Raw genomic sequence first — 18,577 nt, 5'->3', positions numbered from 1 at the left:
CAATAGCTAGGATAACAATTTGTTAACCTGCTGCCCACGCTCGGACTAGCCCTTGCGAAGGTCTCTCTATGGATTCATAGAAAAAGCCTCCCCCCTCCGCACGAAGCGGAGAAGTGAAGGCTATACGACAATGGGTCGTTCTTGCTATGGAAGCAGGGCACTCGTCAAATCTTCTCTCCAGGCATGGGCGGAGCGGTCATACAGTCCAAAGGCTGCGCCAAACTCCCAATACGACCATGACATGCCAAGACGCTCGGCCTCGCTTCTGACCGTCTGTGTCCAGGTGATCCGCGAGTTCATGTCTGCTGTTTTGTAGGCGCCGAATTCGCCCAGAAAAATAGGTCTGCCGTTATCCTGTCCCCATCTGGCTGCACGCTCAAAATCTGCAACCAGCCGTTCTCTGCTGGCAGGATTGTCTGCCCCTGTCTTCGTATTGTAATCTCTGAAGAAATTCGCAACCCAGTCCACGTTCCTGGCTGCTTGAACCGGTTCAACCGGATGTGCTGGCGGGCCCGGCCAGGTCAGACCTGTCGTACCGTATTCTGCCGTCATCCATTCAGCGCCTTGATGCGTAAACAGGATCGGTCCATAATAATGGAAGGTCGCAATAATATTGCGGTCTTGCGCCGGAAGCTGCAGCTTGTACAGGCCGTCGACACTATTCCAATCTGTCCCCCCGACAATTAATGTACGATGCGGGTCGTTAGCCCGGATCACAGTAATCGCCTCATTAAGATATTGATTCCACAGCTCTGGCGTGAGTGCCCCGTTCGGTTCATTCAGCAGCTCATAATACACCTGTGCTGGACGATTCTTGTATCGCTGTGAAAGCTGATTCCAGATCGAGAGAAAACGATCCTTTTGACCGTGCGGGTTCGTAAACATTTCTTCGAAATGATGCAGGTCGACAATAATGGCAAGATTCTGCTCCAAGGCTTTATCAATAGCCCAATCGACCCGTTGCAGAAATCCTTCATCAATCGTATAAGGCGCTCCCCACGTCGTTTTATTGGAGAAGCGAACCGGGAGGCGAACGGAGTCGAAGCCTTTATCCTTGATCAGCTTAAAATAAGACTCCTCCAGCGCCATGTCCCATGCCCCTTCATACGGCGCATCAAGCGCATTGCCCAGATTGACGCTTCGGCCAAGCGCTCTTGCTTGTTGGTACACATCAGGATTCACATTCAGCACCTCCACCGATTCCTTCCCCTGCGGCTTGCTTGCTCCCTTCATTGCATTGACTTCCCATGTACATCCCGTGAGAAGTACAATGGCGACTAAAATTCCAATAAACCTCATAATTCCTATCTCCTCCTTTTATTGGTACTTTCATCATTATAATCATAATGACGGTGTTTTCGAATGATAATATTTTATCGTCATAACAATTTCGAAGCCTGTCCGATATAGTCATATGCGGAGCGGTGTATGATATGACAGAGCAGGAGTAGGCAGACAACCCTACAAGGAACAGTCTGGTGAACTAAGAGTAAAATTACATTTAAGGTACTCAAATCTAAATAATGATATAATATATAAAAAAAGCTAAGGGGGATCAAACGTGAAATAGAATGAAGTTCAAAACATATATCCAGAACAGCCTGTAAAGTTTGCTAAACTGCAAGAGAAAACGATGATCCAACAGTAAGTCACACTTTAATATACCAGATGCTGTAGTTGAAATTGACACATTCTCGCCTTAACATACAATAATCAAAACTACTTTTATGTAAAGGAAGGGTGGCATTATGAAAAATATTCTCCCAGTTACATATCCTCCAATAACATCATTTCCAGCTATCGCTAACACATTGTCATTTTTATGGATTAATGAAGATAAAGTGCTTCCGTGGCTATGTGATCGATATATACAATTAATAATTAGACCCTACCATCCTATCACAAGCGCAGATTTCTATGATCATGCGGATACAGATAATCACATCATTCCTGGGTATTCTTGTCCATTTTTTGGATGGTTAAGAAATAATCAAACCACAGCACGTTTTATTGATTTTACGGATTATATAGAATATCAAATTAATCAGGGATATTATTTAGATGCCTGCCTTGATAATTTCTATTTGAGATGTTCCTCTCATTTTGAAAAAAAACATTTTATACATACAACATTTATATATGGTTTTGATAAGGAAAGAAAACTAATATATATATCGGATTTTTATGATAATGGGAAATATGTAAGGGAGACAGTAAGTTATGAAGAGATTAATAAAAGCATTGAGGGTATCGATTATTTAATCAATCTTTATAAATACCAAGATTCTGATTATATATTTAACATTGATCAATTTAAAATATTTATTGAAGATTATATAAATTGCAGAGATAGTTTGAGGAAGTTTGAATTTACATATACAAGTTATAATAAAGATAATTTATATGGCTTGAATTTTTACAATTATATTATTGATGTTTTTTGCAAAGAATATAAACTTGACATAAGACCTTTCCATATATTGTGCGATCATAAAGTTATGATGAGAATTCGCTTGGGTTATTTAAATAAATTAAATATTTTTGATAATAAAGAAATTATTAGATTAAAGGAAAAGAATGAATTAATTATTGAAGATTCTACTATATTGCGTAATATGGTTATAAAATATAATTTTACTTATGATAAACGTTTAATGAATGAAATTATCGACATGTGTGATTCCATAAAAACATCTGATTATCATTTAATGACGGATTTATTGAATTGCATAAAATAATAATTTTCGGAGGCTATAACATAAATTGTGCTCCTAAACCAAGCTATCAGGGCGTGGTATATCATCTAGCAGGTTGACTTCTTCATCAACCCCCCCCCGTCCTCAACCCCTTGACTGATGGCTTATGCAGAATCGGGACCAAAGAATCGAATGTACAGATATGGACCAATTTTACATATCAAACATAATTTTATTGTAAAAAAAATTTTTATAAGATAGAATTATTACTAAATGGTTAATAATCCCTTAGGAAGTGGAGAAATGGATTGGTGTCTTTCTGCTGTCATACCCAAGTTAGTAATTTTCCCCGGTCATTCAGAGGAGTGGACTGGAGGCACATCAAAATGGCTAATTATAGAGACAGAAGAATCAATTACTTTAAAGAAAAGAAGTAAGAAATATCTTCTATCAAGTGGTTATATTGCAGTGGGGAATGAAGTTTCCATTTTTAATCATTCGTCTGTTCCTATTATTGTTAGAATTTGTATATTAGTTCCCAAAGAAATACGAAATATACATGTGCTGAATCTTTTCCTTATTGATAAAACGAATTCAAATGTTCAAATGTTAATGGAAGAAATGCAAAAAACATTTACGAAAGTGACAGACCATAGTGCAGAATGCATGAATCAAATATTTAAAGAGATCATTAAAAGTGAACTTGAATTGGAAGCACCACGAAAGAAAGCATTGGAGAAAATGCTTGATCCCCGACTAATTTCAATTTGCCGCATGATAAGGAAGCAATATATGAAGCCTCTTACATTGGATTTTTTGTCCAATTCAATTAATTGTAATCCTGTTTATTTCAGTAATACGTTTTCTAAAGTATTTAACTGTTCTCCGATGCAATATTTACAAAGAGTGCGAGTTGATCAAGCTTCGCAACTGTTGTGTAATACGGAGCTCTCAATCGATGAAATTACCAAAAGCGTTGGTTATATATCGAGATCGCAATTTTCTAGTTACTTCAAAAAGCATTATGGCGTTACTCCAAGTGAGTACAGAAGAAATAAAGGTGAGATTAAACATCAAAGCAACACTTTTTAATCCATAACAAATGAATAGTGAAGGTATTTGCTATATATATCATGCAAATAGGAGCGGTTATATGAAAAAAGTTGCAATCATTGGGGCTGGATATGTAGGGCTAGTTTTCGCTGCATGTTTGGCGGATAGGGGACACTCTGTAATATGCTGTGATAATGACCGAGAGAAAATTGAAATGCTTGCAAGCGGAGTGATTTCTATTTATGAACCAGGATTAGAGGATTTAGTAAATATAAATGTAAATGCGGGGCGTTTGGTCTTTACTACCGATATACAACATGCGGTTCAAAGTTGCGACATCATCTATATTGCAGTCGGAACACCAATGATTCCTACAGGTCAACCCGAGCTTCGATATGTTGTTAATGTTGCTTCTACTATTGGTGAAAATCTTAATAGTTATAAAGTCATTGCAGTGAAGAGTACGGTTCCGGTTGGAACAGGAAGGTTAATAAAGCAGGTAATTGAAGGTTGTCGGCCCCATAGTAACATTCCATTTGACGTTGTATCCAATCCTGAATTTTTACGCGAGGGAACCGCTGTTTCCGATTGTATGAACATGGAGCGCATTGTGATTGGAGCGACAAGAGATCGGGCAGCCCAAATAATACGCGAGCTTCATAAATCGTTAGGATCAGAAGTTTTTATAACGGATTTGGAAAATGCCGAGATGATCAAATATACTGCTAATGCGTTCTTGGCGACGAAAATATCTTTTATAAATTCAATCGCTAATATATGTGAGAAAGTCGGAGCCGACATTTGTCAAGTGGCTAAAGGAGTGGGGATGGATTCGCGAATTGGGGAAAGCTTCTTGAATGCTGGTATCGGCTATGGTGGTTCATGTCTTCCGAAGGACACGCATGCGTTGGTTCATTTGGCCGATCAACATGGATACTCGTTCGAATTATTGAAGTCGGTGATCGAAGTGAACAACAGGCAGATGCTTGTTATGATTAAGAAGCTCGAGGATATACTCGGACAGCTTGAGGGGAAAACGATATCCGTTTTAGGCTTGGCCTTTAAACCAAATACGGATGATGTGAGAGAAGCGCCTTCTTTGGTTATTATCCCGCGACTTCTGAGAAGTGGAGCGAGAGTCAATGTTTACGATCCGTTGGCGATTCAACAAGCTAAGAAATATCTTGGTGAAAGTGTTCATTATTATGAGGATATCTATTCATCTGTTAAAAATAGCGATGCCTGTTTAATCGTAACAGAATGGGACACTATTAAAACGATGGATGTAGAACAGGTGAAAAAGATTATGAGAACACCTATTATTGTTGACGGAAGAAATTGTCTTCAACCAGAAGCTATGCAGACTAAAGGGATCGGTTATTATTCCATAGGTAGAAAAGAGATAAGGTTGCCAGATAGCGAAATATACGAAGGGAATCAATTCAATCATAGTGGATTGATGAATTCTGCCGCTGAGATAGAAATCTAGGGCAAGGAGAAAAAACGATGGATACTGCTTACTTTCAGGAAGCCATTTTAATTCGAAGGGTAGAAGAGAAACTACTGGAATTATTCTCAGCAGGAAAGTTGAACGGAACCATACATACTTGTGTCGGCCAAGAGTTCTCAGCAATCGCCTATGCCGGACAAGTAGAGAAGAATGACTATGTGATCTCCAATCATCGATGTCATGGTCACTATATTTCGTATACCAAAGATTATAAAAGCTTGATTGCCGAAGTGATGGGCAAAAGAACGGGGGCCTGCGGAGGGATAGGGGGCAGCCAGCATTTATTCAAACACCGGTTTTTGTCTAATGGGATTCAGGGAGGTATGGTTCCCGTAGCTGCCGGATTGGCGATGGCGCAGAAATTATACCAATCCAATCATATTGTTATGGCCTTTATCGGGGATGGAACATTAGGCGAAGGCGTACTATATGAAACGATGAATATCATCTCTACCTGGCGTCTTCCGCTGCTCTTAGTATGTGAAAACAACTATTATGCCCAATCAACCAGCCAAAGCACAGCCCTTGCCGGCAGCATCGTCGACAGAGCCCAAAGTTTCGGAATTGCAACATTTCAAAGCGATATTTGGAACTTGGATCAACTATTTACAAATGCTAAAAACGGTATAGATTATGTTCGCAATACGTCCTCCCCGGCATTTCATGTTGTGAATTCGTACAGGCTGAATCCGCATTCCAAAGGTGACGACTATAGAGATGTTCGCGAGAAAGAAAAGTTTTCGTCCATAGATCCGATTCATGAATTTCGGATGAATAATCCTCAGATATACGAACAATTATTAGAACGTATAGATGAAGAGTTGGATGAAGTAGTCAGAGAAATCGAAGCGTCGGATGAGTTAAGCTTTCAGGAATATTATTTTCCCGGTATGGCTAGCGAAACGAAGATGGATTGGGTGGAGCTTCCAAGCATTTCAACACACCAATCCGATTTAATCTATGCATTTTTTGCAGAGGAAATGAAAAAAAACGATAAATTGCTCTTTATTGGTGAAGACGTCCTATTTCCATATGGGGGGACTTTCAAAATATCTAAAGATTTGAGTGAAAAATTCCCCGAAAGGGTTATATCAACGCCAATCAGCGAAGCAGCTATCACAGGTGTTTCAAATGGTCTGGCTCTCGCTGGATACAGACCTGTTCTGGAGATCATGTTCGGCGACTTCGTTTCCTTATGTATCGATCAAATTTTAAATCACGCCTCTAAATTTAGGAAGATGTACAATCATCAGGTTGAGTGTCCCATTGTAATTCGAACTCCTATGGGGGGGGGACGAGGATATGGGCCTACTCATTCGCAAACGTTGGACAAGCTTTTGTTAACGATCGATAATATTAGTGTTGTTGCGCTGAACTCAATGATAGATCCAGGAATCATCTATCACGCCGTTATTCAGCATGAAAAAGATCCAGTTATCGTAATTGAAAATAAACTGGACTATGCCAAAAAATTCACTGGACCGCGTGTGAGGCAATTTGTGTATGAATTTACGTTGTCTCATCGCTATCCGATTCTAAGAATAAGGCCTTATATTTCGCAGCCGACAGTGACTATTGTGACCTATGGAGGAGTAAGTCGCCTGGTCGAAGAGTGCATTGAGCCATTATTTATGGAGTATGATGTGAAAGCGGAAGTTATCATTCTAACCAAAATTAAACCGATTGATTATGAAGGGATATTCCGTTCCGTCTATGTAACCAAATCTTTATATGTAGTAGAAGAAGGAAGCATGGCATATGGAGTAGGAAGTGAAGTTATTGCAACGGTCTCCGAACGAATGACAGATAAGATTGAGGTCAGAAGAATTGCTTCCCTGTCAGTGCCTATCCCATCCAATAGAAATTTGGAGGGAGAAATACTGGTTAATCGAGATCGAATTATACAGATTATTGGGAAGAACTCAAGGCATGCGTAACTCACGAGGAGGCTGGTACGGTGGCAGCTTTGCAAGATATATACATACCCCAAGAGTACATGAATGATGAATTTGTAACTGTTTTAAAGCTTTTTTATCAAACGGGAGATGTTATCTCGTCAGGCGAAACCATATTGGAATTCGAGGCTTCAAAGGCCAATGTTTCTGTTTCTGCGGAGGCTGAAGGATATATTGAATTTTTTTGCAAAGAAGGCGATGTGCTGAAGATTGGGCAACTTGCTGCAAGGATTCATACGGAGAAGATGGTCAAGATAGAAAATCCAGGATCTAAGCTGGAAATTCGAGAAATGGATCAGGCAGGGACCAGATATTCCATACAAGCGATGGAATTAATCAACTCTCTTGGGATAGACAAGTCATTGTTCGGGGGAAAAGATCTGGTCAGCAAAGATGATGTGAAGAAAGTGATTCCTGTGAATGTAGGCAGTAAAAAAGAGAACGAAGAGTCTGTTATATGCGAAAGTGATGCCTTCGACTATAAACAGCATACTCCCGCCAAAAATGCAGAGATCAATCAGTTGCTCAAAGCTGGTAGTGTGACCAGCACCGTATACATGCACGTTAATTTTAATGATCTGCTGCCTCAGAAAAACAACAATAATTATCTATTATCTATTATTGTAAAGGAAGTCTTCGATTTACTTAAAGAGTATAAGGAGATGAACGCATTTTACTTAAACGGCGGAATGGCTTGGTACAATTATGTCGCAATTGGTTTAGCTATTGATATCGACAAAGGATTGAAAGTAATCAAGTTGCCAGATGTAGATGCTATGAGCCTTAAGGAAATCCAAAGCACAATAATCAACGTAATGAAAAAGTATATAAAGAATACACTTAGACCCGCGGATATACAAGGTTGCACCTTCACTATCAGCGATCTATCCAACGAGCAGGTTGCCTTTTTTACCCCTCTCATTAGTGAGAAACAAGCGGCTGTTCTAGGGGTATCTTCACTTGACGATAAACTGAATCGCGTCACATTAGCTCTTACTTTTGATCATCGAGTTACGGAAGGTAGAAGAGCGTCCATGTTCCTAATGGATTTGAAGAAAAGGATCGAACAGCAGTTTACCAGTTGGGGTTTAGAATAGTGCGAAATGATAAAATGAACATTCAAAAGGAGCCATAGTGAATGGATGACGGAAAAGAATATGGCATAGTGGTTTTAAAGCCAGATGGTATCGAGAGAGGCGTGCTGGGTTTACTAGTATCTATGTTAGAAGAAAATAACCTGAGCTTAATTACAACAAAAGAAATTCATATGAAATACGAGGATGTTATTAAAACCATACGAACAAGGTTTGATAATGATAAATATGCGAAATACATGTCCAAGTCCAAAGTAATCGCCTTGTTGGTTTATGGAGAGTATGCCGTTGGAAAACTGATAGATATAAAGCAAACGATTCGTGGAAAATTCGGGTTATCGAGTAATGACATGAAGAACTTAATTCACTCCCCGGACTGTGGAAACGAGTATTATGAGCATTTTAACTATCTATTTCCTGAACTCAGTGTAGCCCAATATGGATTATATGCTGATGTAACCGTGAAACAATGTGATACTGATGAGGAAACGCTGGGGAAATTGCATAAGTTAAATGAAACGAGCTCTTTATCCGTGGTTGGTATCTTATTTGAATATGGAAAGAACTCTTCACTCATCCAAACCTATAATGCTTCCCCAGGAAAGAATCTCCAACTACTAGCTGGAATTGTAAAGGAATGTGTTTACAAAAACGAAAATATGAATTTTATTGGATACTTGCCTCCCAAAAACCAAACGATAATTTTTGATCAGAATGATATTTTGGACGATTCAGCGGAGTGCTTCATTTCTTGGGTAAAACGTAATAGAGGAGTTTGCATATTAGATTACAGACCTTTTAATTCGGATTCAGAGCAACTCATCATCAACTTAAAAGATGAGGGAATTGATGGGGCAGTTGTATATGATCCTCGTTTTAGCCAAGAAGAAATGGCACAACTGGAAGTCATTGTGGAAGATGATTTGGGCCTGCTACTTACTGGAGGAACAAATGGATGTTTAGCGATTGGAGAACTTGCGGTCGATAGAACAACATTTGATAAATTCACTAAAGTTATGAACAGCAAATCAATTGATAACAACTGGAGGGATTCAAGTGGACAGCTTATCCAATCGTTTTTCAGAATCTAATATCTATGTAGATAAATGCAATGGAGCTTGGATAATGGATGAGAGCGGCAAGAGATACGTTGATTACTTATTGGGAAATTGTTGCCATATTCTAGGGCACTCTCATCCTCGGCTTGTAGAAGCTATTCGGGAACAAGCGGGCAAATGCATCAATGTTGGTGATCATCACTTTCGCTTGGCGTATGAGTTGGCTGAGAACATCAAGAAAATTTCTCGTAAAGACGCTGTTCGGTTGGTGAATAGCGGTTCGGAAGCTGTACATCTGGCTATCAGATTGGCTAGAGGATATACGAATCGTCCTATTATCGTGAAGTTCTGGGGGCATTACCACGGTTGGTTTACAGAAGAAATCTCCCGATTCGTACCGGAGCTTCTTTATAATAAAGGGCTGCTTGGGGATTATTCTACGAAGATCATTGCAATCGAGTGGAACAATACAGAGCAATTAAATGAAGTTTTTGAGCAATACGGTGATCAAATTGCGGCAATCATCTGTGAGCCGGTATTATGCCATGCAGGGCCAATTCCCCCCAACGAAGGATTTTTGCAATTACTTCGCCATAAGACTAGCAAGAACGGTTCAGTGCTCATTTTTGATGAATGTATAACTGGGCTGCGTCTCTCACTAGGTGGTGCTCAGGAATATTATGATGTGTATGCAGACATTGTAACGTATTCCAAAGCGTTCAGCGGGGGACTGCCTATCGGAATTTGTGCCGGCACGAAAGAAATTATGGGTTTACTGGGGGATGGGTCTTTATATCAGGCAGCGACTTATGACGCGAACCCATTATCTGTTGCTGTTGCAAATACGATTATTAATGTCGTACAGGAAGTCAAGCTTTACGACCACTTCAATAAGATGGGGACGATGCTGATCTTTGGTATCGACGAGATATTGAATAAATTGTCTGTTCCGCATATTTGGCAAGGATTCCCGTCCGTTTTCCAGTTTTATTATACAGATAAGACGAAGATATCGAATAGCTATGAGGCGTTGACCTATAATAATCTCACATTTTTCGGTCTGCTAATCGAGGAATTGGTGCAGAACGGTGTCAGCTTATTCAAAGGCGATTTGCGGAGCAATCCCAATTCATCCTGGATGTCACAATGGTTCTTAAGTTATGCACATGGAATTGAAGAAGTAGAGCATACGCTAGCAGCATATGAAAGATCAGTTATCCGTGTGCTAGAGGCTAATAAACAGCTTGTATAATCTGTGGTATTCCACATCGGAATAGAATCATAGTTTTCTCTGTATAAAGGTGGCAGATTAAAATGGGAGTTCTGGACGAAACCCGAATATTATCATTCTCAACACTAGTAGAGGTTTTAGACAAAATAGAGAGCAATGCGAAGTTGCTTGCATATGAAGTCAAACCACTTGAGACTAATATCGCCTTAACGAGCAATGTTTATAATATTTACTTGTATTTTATTCAGAGGGGAGAGCGTAAGGAAGTTTCACTCATATTGAAAATTCAAAACGATGAATGTAAAAGCGTATTTAATTATTTGAATTTTTATCAAAGAGAGGTATATACCTACAAGGAAATTTTACCATTACAAAACGCATTGCCTTATCCGATCTGCTATATCAGTCAACATGATAACCAATCAGGCGATTTTATGATGATTTTGCAGGATCTGGGTCATCATGTGCCAGGAAATCAATTCAAGGGATGCAATGTTCATACAGCGGCAGCTATTCTTGAAAAATTGGCCGAGTTTCATCGTTATTGGTTTAACTCCGTTACTCAATACCAATCGGTGATGACTGGCTGGAATGTGGAACAGCTCGCCTTCAGTCAGAAGGAGTTCAAGACATCCTGGGACATGGCTTGGCAACATTTCGGCGATCATATGCCCCATTCGTTTGCGTATGCATCCGATATCATGGAGCGCAAATATATAGAGATATGGATCGATGTGGAGCGGCACCCGCTTTCTTTAATTCATTTTGATTTACGTTTGGATAATTTAATTTTTAATGATTATAACGATTTAATTGCTGTAATTGACTGGCAGATGGCGAGAACAGGGAATATAGCTTACGATGTTTCCTTATTTATAGTGGGGAATATGGAGCCTCATACAATGGAGCTTGAATACGAATTTCTCTTGAGGCATTACTATGCGTGTACGGGTTTACAGCAATCTTCTTATAGCTATGATGACTTTTTCCAGGATTTCAGAAAATCGCTACTGTGTCATTTTTATCGCGAAATCAACTATTTGGGATCAGATGATTATGACATGGGGCTAAGAATTCGATATGCTAAGTCAATATTTAAGCGTTATGCGTGGGCGTTGGATGGGCTGGATATAATCAATTTCTTGAAGTAAAAGCTGGCATTGGATCAATTATATTCATTGGGAGATGCCACATGAGGGAGAATGAACGGCAAATGCAAAATGATGTTATGGAATTTGAACCCACATTATTCAGTGGCTCCATATTACACCCAAACGATATTCGATTATCATTAAGTGAAAATCCATATAAATGCTCGCCAAGAGTCATTGAAGCGCTTTATGCTGAAATAGAACGAATTCATTATTATCCCGATTCAGCATATACCGAATTGCGTAATGAGATCGCGGGAAGATATAATCTGAATCCTGAGATGGTTGTTCTAGGAAACGGCACCGATGAGCTTATTTTCATGATCACGTTACTCGTAAACCAGCAAAAAAATAAAGTTATCACTACAGAAAAAACGTTTGGCGGTTATAAATATTCATCCATGATTACAAAAAGAACATTAGTTGAATTTTCGAACGATGAACATACGGTGAATCATATCTGTCACGCCATTGATGAGGATACGGCGATTGTATTTCTGTGTAATCCGCACAACCCTTTAGGAACTTGTCTGAACTATGCAGAGTTATGCAAGATCGCAGCAGCTTGTAATCGATATGATGCTTTGCTCGTAATTGATGAAGCTTATATTGAGTACACACAGCAGGAACACCTTACAGTAGGATTGATGGATCAATATGACAATATTTTAATCTTAAGAACATTTTCCAAAGCCTATGGACTTGCTGGCATCCGCTGTGGATACGCCTTGACCAATAATCAATTTAAGCAATTGAACCAAATCAGAAACGCACTTCCGTATAATCTCAATCGCCTGGCTTGCGCGGCGGCTTTGGCAGCCTTCAGGGATGTTGAATATTTGCAATATACAGTAAAAGAAAGTGTAAAAGTTAAAATATGGTTTTACAAGCAATTGGATAAGCTGGAGATCGCGTATATTCCGAGCTCGACTAATTTTGTCACAATTAAGATGCGAAATAGCAAAGTAATCGTTGAACAGATGTATACCAAATTTAATATTATTATACGAGAGCTTGTCGGTTTTGGATATGACGATCATATTCGAATCTCGTTAGGGACGATGGATCAAATGATTAGGACAGTTGAAGCGCTTCAAGTTTTGCATGTTCAAATGAAGGGGCAGGTCAAAGATGAATTGGAATGTCGCAAATTCAGACAGGTTACGAATCAAGGAAGACGCAATCATTAAGAAGAACGCCGTATGGTACAAGCTGATCAAACCGGTCGTTGAGGAGCTACAAGACATTCCGTACGCTGTCATCAAGGGAGAACCGTTGTCCCTATTGGCTTATGGCGATTTGGGTTATCGGGATTCTGGCGACATTGATCTTCTAGTATCTAGAGATCATTTACCACAAGTTACTGAAATTCTGAATAAGTATCATTTTGAGAATATAGTTTTTGATGAACAGGGTAATCCGAGACCGTTAACTAGAAAAGAAAAAATTATGTTTATAAATTCCCACCAGATGGCGCCGTTTTACTACGTCAAGGACAGAGATGTTGATTTGAATATCGATGTAAATGTTGATATTTTTTGGGGAGAGTATACAGGCAAGCGAATCGAACTGGCAGAAATACTATCAGACACTATCTCTATAGATATGTATGGTACAACGATTAAATCATTGTCGGTCATGCCTGCATTTCTTGAAGTATGCCTGCATCACTATAAGGAAATGAACTCTATTTACTGTTTTAAGCTCAAAAATGCATTTGCCACGTATATGTACCAGGATATTTACTGCTTCTATAAAAGGCATATGGAAAAAAGTGTCAATGAATTGGTGGCTTACAGTGACAAGTATAACCTTAACAAGTACATCTATTATTTGTTTTATTATACGCAACAAGTTTTCAAGGACGATGCTCTAGCTGAACATATGGATCTTTTTAAAAGTCCTGAGGCGGTAAAGGATCTTAATTTTTACGGCTTAACCATGCATGAGAAAAGGGAATGGCGCATTGATTTCTTCACCCGACTGGATCACCCCGATCTTTTTAGCTTGATTCAGCCTGATTTAACGGAGGAGGATATTGAAAAAATCAACACCGTTACAAGCATACTATAAATAAAAAGATGAATATGGTCCTGCTTTCTTAGAGTGTAATGGACGAGGTGTTATTAATGGAACAGTTACTATCGCAAAGGATGGCTATATACGCTTTAATTATCAAGAATTCATTTCGCCAGCGGTTTGCATATCGCTCCGAGGTTTGGCTGATCATGCTAAACGCTTTCGCCGTCGTTATCTTGCAAGGAGGCTTATGGACGGCATTAATCCATTCGGGATATGTGCAGGTTACGCTTCAGCAAATGATTTCCTTCATCATCATCAATAGTGTGGTCAGTTATTTTACTTATTTTGAAGCAGCATCGATCATTGGAGATCGTGTGCGGGATGGTTCTATCATTTTGGATTTTACAATGCCTGTCAATTTTAAATGGAAAACATTTTCGGAAAGCATGGGAGAAAACTTGTTCGATATTATCTTTTACAGCATGATTACCTGTTTGACCGCTTTCCTGTTTTATGGGGCGGCAGCCCCCGCATCAATCACACACTTTCTGATTTTTATTCCCTCTATAGTATTAGGGGTACTCATTTCTTATCATATTATTTATATTTTGGGGCTATCTGCATTTTGGATTGTCAGTCCTTACTATATCACATTTTTGGTCGGAGGATTAACCAAGCTGTTCGGAGGAGGTGTCGTTCCAATATGGTTTTATCCGGATTGGCTTGTCGCTGTGTGCAACCTGCTCCCCTTTCGCTATATTACATTCGAGCCGATTGAGATTTATTTAGGTTATTCAGACATAGTCGGGGCGACCAAATGTGTCCTTGTGCAAGGTGCCTGGATCGCGATATTAATTATGCTTGAAAAGCTAATATGGGCGAAGGCATCGAAGAAGGTTTTTATTCAAGGAGGTTGACGGCAAGATGAGGTGGCTCGCGACGTTTAAAACTTTTGTGGCCTTGAAATATAAGCAAGAGTTTGAGTATAGAAATGCATTTTTGGCAGCGTCTTTTTCGCAGATACTTTCGTATGGCGTTGATTTTTTGTTGTTGTGGATCTTGGTGGACAAATTCCAAGCTCTAGCAGGCTGGAATAAAGAGGAGATCATGTTCTTGTACGCCATGCAGTTGATCTCATACTCCATTGCGGGCACTTTCTTCTTTAGCAGTTGTATGTCTCTAAGCAGCCGAATTCAAAACGGAGAGTTTGATAGCTCTTTAACATTGCCGATGCACCCGCTGTTATATGAAGTAATGTCGAATTATAACCCCATATACATACGTCATTTCCTGCTCGCCCTTGCTGTTTTTATCATATGCCTTTCCAATTTGGATATTGAAATAACACCACTGAAACTTATCCTTTTGATACTTTTTATATTGGGGGGAGCTCTCATTCAAGGAGGCAGCTTGCTTATATTCGCCGCTCCCAGCTTCTGGATGGTTCGTGGGAGACAGTTGATCAGTCTTTTCTTTTTCGAAATTATTAACTTTGTTCGATATCCGATAACCATTTTCCCAACTATTTTAAAAGTCGGATTAACCTTTGTTTTGCCGTATGCTTTTATTAATTATTACCCGGCTCATTATTTGCTGGACAAGGAAGGACCTTGGTTGATTACATCGGTGTTTCAATTTTTGTCACCTGTGGTTGGAGTTCTAATGTTTGCATTTGGTTTCTGGTTCTGGAATTGGAATCTTAAAAAATATCAAAGTACGGGTTCATAAACAGGAGAAGAGATATGGCTATCATAGAAGTAGAAAATCTCACAAAAAATTTTGAAATATACAAGCGGAAGGATGGATTGATCCCTCAGATTAAATCTCTGTTTCACAGGGAGTATACGACCAAAGTTGCGGTAAATGACATTAGCTTTTCGATCGAAAGCGGTGAAATCGTAGGATATATCGGCACCAATGGTGCAGGTAAATCCACTACGATTAAAATGCTTTCAGGGGTTTTAACGCCTACATCAGGAAGGGTCCAGGTGAATGGCTTGGTACCATATAAGCAGCGGCAGGAGAATGCAAAGCAAATTGGGGTTGTGTTTGGGCAGCGATCTCGTGTCATTTGGGATCTTCCGATGTCGGACAGCTTAAAGCTGTACCAAAAGATGTATAACATAGATGATAAAAAATTTAAACACAATGTAGAATTATACACTCGAATATTGGATATGGACGAATTTGTTGACCGTCCTGTCCGGCAATTGAGCTTAGGCGAGAAGATGCGGGTGAATATTGCTGCTGCGCTACTGCATGACCCTAAAGTCGTCTTTTTGGATGAACCCACGATTGGACTTGATGTGGTAGCCAAAAGCAGAATTCGAGAGTATATTCGTGAAATAAATAAAAATAATGATGTCACCGTGATGTTAACTACACATGATATGGCAGATATTGAAAAGATATGCCATCGGATTATTTTCATTCATCAAGGTGAACTGTTTTATGACGGTTCCGTTTCGAATTTTAAAGAAACGTATGGCTATTCTTATCGAATCTTCGTGACCGCCCACGACGAATTAGATGTGGACTATCCCGGTTTAAAATTAATTTCCACCTTGGATGGCGTGCAAACCATTGTAGGTGATAAACGGATGGTGTCAGCCGGTCAGGCACTTTCATTGCTATCAATGCAAGGCAAAATGATTACTTCTTTTCAGGTGGAGGAGGATTCAATTGAAAGCATCTTAATGAACCTTCTAGAAAAGAAGGAGTGAAAGGAGAAGAGAGAAATGAGTGTGATCCTTGTTAAGGAAGATATTTTATCAATCGTTGCAGAAGTTTTGAAGATAGATCAGGAGACGATGACCATCGAACCAGATGAAAGCTTGCTGGAAAGGGGAATGACCTCCATTCAAGCGATCAATATGGTAGTTTTGCTAGAGGGGAAATATGGAATTGAGATTGAGCGACAGGATTTGCTTTTTGAAAAATTCGATACGATCAATAAGATTCTGGCATTATTGAACCGGTATTTGAATGAATAGCTATGGGTCATTGCGAAGTTGAGGCTATTAGAGAAAGGAAGAATAAAATGGAAATGAATTCAGTTTTGCAGTCAAACAAAGCCGACATGATTGCAGCAACCTTAGAAAGCTTGGGCATATATAAAGTTTTCGGAGTGTCAGGAGGACGTATTCTGCCATTGTTTCAGGCGATTCACAGACGGAATAATTTGCAGTTGATTGCTGCCCGCAATGAGCAAGGAGCGGCGTATATGGCGGATGGGTATGCCAGAATTACTCGAAACTGTGGATGCTGCATTAGTACCTCTGGCCCAGGCGCTAGCAATTTACTTACAGGAATAGCCGGAGCTTATTATGATTCCATACCGGTCATTGTCATAACTGGACAAGCTGCATCGTATGAAATGGGAAAAGGGGGAATACAGGAAGGTTCAGGTATTAATCGCTCCCCCAATATTCAAGGCATTTATCAAAGCGTATGTAAAGCTAGTTATCGGTTGCAAGAGGGAGATTGCGTCGAGAGCGTATTGAAAGAAGCGTATAGAATCGCGACAACAGGGCGTCCTGGCCCGGTTCATTTGGATATACCTACCGATTATTTTCTATCGGAATTTACCTTGAATGGTGATAAACATATTCATATGAATGAAAGCGTTGAACCGATTTCCAACGTACGACATGAAACGGAACACTTGGCGAAGCTATTCTCTCTTTTGCAAGAAGCCAAGCATCCATTAATTATGGCTGGACAAGGGGTATATGCTGCTGGCGCCACTGAATTATTGAGACAAGTTCAGGACAAATTTCAGGTCCCTGTTTGTACGAGTTTAGGCGGACGCGGTGTCGTTGACGAGACCCACTCGCTTTCGCTAGGAATGATTGGCTGCTACGGTCAAGATGTGGCCAATGAATATCTTTTGGAAAAGTCCGATTTAATTATTGGGCTGGGCATATCACTTCAGTACTTAACGACTTTGGGCTGGAACGCAAACATCTCAGGCAAACTCGTTCATATTGACATAGACAGCAGAGAATTAGGAAGAAATTTGACGCCTCAGCTTACTATACATGCTTCCCTCGTTACTGTACTGCAAGCTATGCTGCAGTTTCAAGACGATTTTACATTTGCCAGTGTAACGAAGATTATTGAGGATCAGAAGCAGCAGTACGGGTATTATCCGACGCTTCGAGTATTAGAGGCACGAAACGATCACAACTATGTGCACCCGGCAAGGCTATTTCAAATGTTGAATGAATATTTAGAAAGTAATAATACAATCATTTTGGATTCTGGTGAAAATGCCTATTGGGGAATGCTTTCTCTTAAAATTAAAAATCCGAACCAATTGTTTTTGAATTATGGCTGGGGCTCAATGGGATACTCGATCGGTGCTTCGATCGGCATGTCTTCCGTACAAAAAGGTAAAGGGAAAGTGTATGCCGTGTGTGGCGATGGCGGATTTATGATGAATCTGCAGGAGATCAGTTGTGCGGTGCAGTATGATCTTGCTTGCACATGGATCATCCTCAACAATAAATGCTATGGAACCCAGAAACATTGGCAGAGGGATATTTTTTCTCAAGAATATGTAGGAACAGATATGCCGGATATTGATTTCGTCATGCTGGCAAATTCCATGAGGATTCCTGCCGAAAGAATTGATTGTGAGGCACAGCTCATTGATGCTCTGAATCGGACGGAACATATACAGGGTCCTTTTTTGCTGGAGGTGCTCGTTGACCCTCAAGTCAAGCCTCCTCAATCACTAGCATCAACACTGGTCAAATAGCGATTTATCGTTTGCGTATGACTTTAAAGAAATGGAGGTATCTAT

The 18,577-nt window shown here is 39.8% G+C and carries 16 protein-coding genes; 15 read left to right on the top strand and 1 reads right to left on the bottom strand.

Annotated features, from left to right (window positions below):
- Nucleotides 1-144: 144 nt before the first annotated feature.
- Entirely contained in the window at nucleotides 145-1,299 is a 1,155-nt protein-coding gene (locus tag ACY1JZ_RS01270) for a glycoside hydrolase family 5 protein (RefSeq protein WP_270168665.1), read from the bottom strand.
- A gap of 449 nt (nucleotides 1,300-1,748) precedes the next feature.
- Here ACY1JZ_RS01270 and ACY1JZ_RS01265 point away from each other — a divergent pair, with 449 nt between their 5' ends.
- From ACY1JZ_RS01265 to ACY1JZ_RS01195, 15 genes are all read left to right on the top strand, one after another.
- Nucleotides 1,749-2,738, top strand: coding sequence for a hypothetical protein (locus tag ACY1JZ_RS01265; protein WP_462627720.1), 990 nt, complete (start codon nucleotides 1,749-1,751; stop codon nucleotides 2,736-2,738).
- Nucleotides 2,739-2,999: 261 nt separating this feature from the next.
- The gene (locus tag ACY1JZ_RS01260) at nucleotides 3,000-3,788 is read left to right on the top strand and encodes a helix-turn-helix domain-containing protein (protein WP_462627719.1); all 789 of its coding nucleotides are present in this window, start codon (nucleotides 3,000-3,002) and stop codon (nucleotides 3,786-3,788) included.
- A gap of 61 nt (nucleotides 3,789-3,849) precedes the next feature.
- Nucleotides 3,850-5,238, top strand: coding sequence for a UDP-glucose dehydrogenase family protein (locus ACY1JZ_RS01255; RefSeq protein WP_462627718.1), 1,389 nt, complete (start codon nucleotides 3,850-3,852; stop codon nucleotides 5,236-5,238).
- A 17-nt stretch (nucleotides 5,239-5,255) separates the two neighbouring features.
- Nucleotides 5,256-7,196 (top strand): dehydrogenase E1 component subunit alpha/beta, encoded by a 1,941-nt coding sequence (locus tag ACY1JZ_RS01250; protein ID WP_462627717.1) that lies wholly within the window; start codon nucleotides 5,256-5,258, stop codon nucleotides 7,194-7,196.
- A 20-nt stretch (nucleotides 7,197-7,216) separates the two neighbouring features.
- Nucleotides 7,217-8,311: a 2-oxo acid dehydrogenase subunit E2 gene (locus ACY1JZ_RS01245; RefSeq protein WP_462627716.1), complete on the top strand. Its 1,095-nt coding sequence runs from the start codon at nucleotides 7,217-7,219 to the stop codon at nucleotides 8,309-8,311.
- Between the two features lie 41 nt (nucleotides 8,312-8,352).
- Entirely contained in the window at nucleotides 8,353-9,399 is a 1,047-nt protein-coding gene (locus tag ACY1JZ_RS01240) for a nucleoside-diphosphate kinase (RefSeq protein WP_462627715.1), read from the top strand.
- On the top strand, nucleotides 9,365-10,618 hold the full coding sequence (locus ACY1JZ_RS01235; RefSeq protein ID WP_462627714.1) for an aspartate aminotransferase family protein: 1,254 nt from the start codon (nucleotides 9,365-9,367) through the stop codon (nucleotides 10,616-10,618). Before ACY1JZ_RS01240 ends, ACY1JZ_RS01235 begins: the two co-directional genes overlap by 35 nt.
- Nucleotides 10,619-10,680: 62 nt before the next feature.
- The gene (locus ACY1JZ_RS01230) at nucleotides 10,681-11,748 is read left to right on the top strand and encodes a phosphotransferase (RefSeq protein ID WP_462627713.1); all 1,068 of its coding nucleotides are present in this window, start codon (nucleotides 10,681-10,683) and stop codon (nucleotides 11,746-11,748) included.
- Nucleotides 11,749-11,789: 41 nt separating this feature from the next.
- Nucleotides 11,790-12,938, top strand: coding sequence for a histidinol-phosphate transaminase (gene hisC, locus ACY1JZ_RS01225; RefSeq protein WP_462627712.1), 1,149 nt, complete (start codon nucleotides 11,790-11,792; stop codon nucleotides 12,936-12,938).
- Entirely contained in the window at nucleotides 12,880-13,821 is a 942-nt protein-coding gene (locus ACY1JZ_RS01220) for a nucleotidyltransferase family protein (RefSeq protein ID WP_462627711.1), read from the top strand. The genes hisC and ACY1JZ_RS01220 overlap by 59 nt, the downstream gene beginning before the upstream one ends.
- A gap of 56 nt (nucleotides 13,822-13,877) precedes the next feature.
- Nucleotides 13,878-14,687, top strand: a complete 810-nt coding sequence (locus ACY1JZ_RS01215) for an ABC transporter permease (RefSeq protein WP_462627710.1) — start codon at nucleotides 13,878-13,880, stop codon at nucleotides 14,685-14,687.
- 7 nt (nucleotides 14,688-14,694) lie between these two features.
- The gene (locus ACY1JZ_RS01210; protein ID WP_462627709.1) at nucleotides 14,695-15,498 is read left to right on the top strand and encodes an ABC transporter permease; all 804 of its coding nucleotides are present in this window, start codon (nucleotides 14,695-14,697) and stop codon (nucleotides 15,496-15,498) included.
- A gap of 14 nt (nucleotides 15,499-15,512) precedes the next feature.
- The gene (locus tag ACY1JZ_RS01205; RefSeq protein WP_462627708.1) at nucleotides 15,513-16,493 is read left to right on the top strand and encodes an ABC transporter ATP-binding protein; all 981 of its coding nucleotides are present in this window, start codon (nucleotides 15,513-15,515) and stop codon (nucleotides 16,491-16,493) included.
- A 15-nt stretch (nucleotides 16,494-16,508) separates the two neighbouring features.
- Entirely contained in the window at nucleotides 16,509-16,763 is a 255-nt protein-coding gene (locus ACY1JZ_RS01200) for an acyl carrier protein (protein ID WP_462627707.1), read from the top strand.
- A 47-nt stretch (nucleotides 16,764-16,810) separates the two neighbouring features.
- Nucleotides 16,811-18,532: a thiamine pyrophosphate-binding protein gene (locus ACY1JZ_RS01195; RefSeq protein WP_462627706.1), complete on the top strand. Its 1,722-nt coding sequence runs from the start codon at nucleotides 16,811-16,813 to the stop codon at nucleotides 18,530-18,532.
- Nucleotides 18,533-18,577: the final 45 nt, after the last annotated feature.

The sequence above is a fragment of the Paenibacillus sp. J5 genome, assembly GCF_054955055.1.
Note: the sequence above shows the minus strand (reverse complement) of the source record. Positions and strands in the feature narration are given on the sequence as shown.

What these genes read in the sequence shown, in the direction of transcription:
- ACY1JZ_RS01270 (WP_270168665.1), bottom strand. Translation starts at nt 1,299, where the DNA reads ATGAGGTTTATTGGAATTTTAGTCGCCATTGTACTTCTCACGGGATGT.
- ACY1JZ_RS01265 (WP_462627720.1), top strand. Translation starts at nt 1,749, where the DNA reads ATGAAAAATATTCTCCCAGTTACATATCCTCCAATAACATCATTTCCA.
- ACY1JZ_RS01260 (WP_462627719.1), top strand. Translation starts at nt 3,000, where the DNA reads ATGGATTGGTGTCTTTCTGCTGTCATACCCAAGTTAGTAATTTTCCCC.
- ACY1JZ_RS01255 (WP_462627718.1), top strand. Translation starts at nt 3,850, where the DNA reads ATGAAAAAAGTTGCAATCATTGGGGCTGGATATGTAGGGCTAGTTTTC.
- ACY1JZ_RS01250 (WP_462627717.1), top strand. Translation starts at nt 5,256, where the DNA reads ATGGATACTGCTTACTTTCAGGAAGCCATTTTAATTCGAAGGGTAGAA.
- ACY1JZ_RS01240 (WP_462627715.1), top strand. Translation starts at nt 8,353, where the DNA reads ATGGATGACGGAAAAGAATATGGCATAGTGGTTTTAAAGCCAGATGGT.
- ACY1JZ_RS01230 (WP_462627713.1), top strand. Translation starts at nt 10,681, where the DNA reads ATGGGAGTTCTGGACGAAACCCGAATATTATCATTCTCAACACTAGTA.
- hisC (WP_462627712.1), top strand. Translation starts at nt 11,790, where the DNA reads ATGAGGGAGAATGAACGGCAAATGCAAAATGATGTTATGGAATTTGAA.
- ACY1JZ_RS01220 (WP_462627711.1), top strand. Translation starts at nt 12,880, where the DNA reads ATGAATTGGAATGTCGCAAATTCAGACAGGTTACGAATCAAGGAAGAC.
- ACY1JZ_RS01215 (WP_462627710.1), top strand. Translation starts at nt 13,878, where the DNA reads ATGGAACAGTTACTATCGCAAAGGATGGCTATATACGCTTTAATTATC.
- ACY1JZ_RS01210 (WP_462627709.1), top strand. Translation starts at nt 14,695, where the DNA reads ATGAGGTGGCTCGCGACGTTTAAAACTTTTGTGGCCTTGAAATATAAG.
- ACY1JZ_RS01205 (WP_462627708.1), top strand. Translation starts at nt 15,513, where the DNA reads ATGGCTATCATAGAAGTAGAAAATCTCACAAAAAATTTTGAAATATAC.
- ACY1JZ_RS01200 (WP_462627707.1), top strand. Translation starts at nt 16,509, where the DNA reads ATGAGTGTGATCCTTGTTAAGGAAGATATTTTATCAATCGTTGCAGAA.
- ACY1JZ_RS01195 (WP_462627706.1), top strand. Translation starts at nt 16,811, where the DNA reads ATGGAAATGAATTCAGTTTTGCAGTCAAACAAAGCCGACATGATTGCA.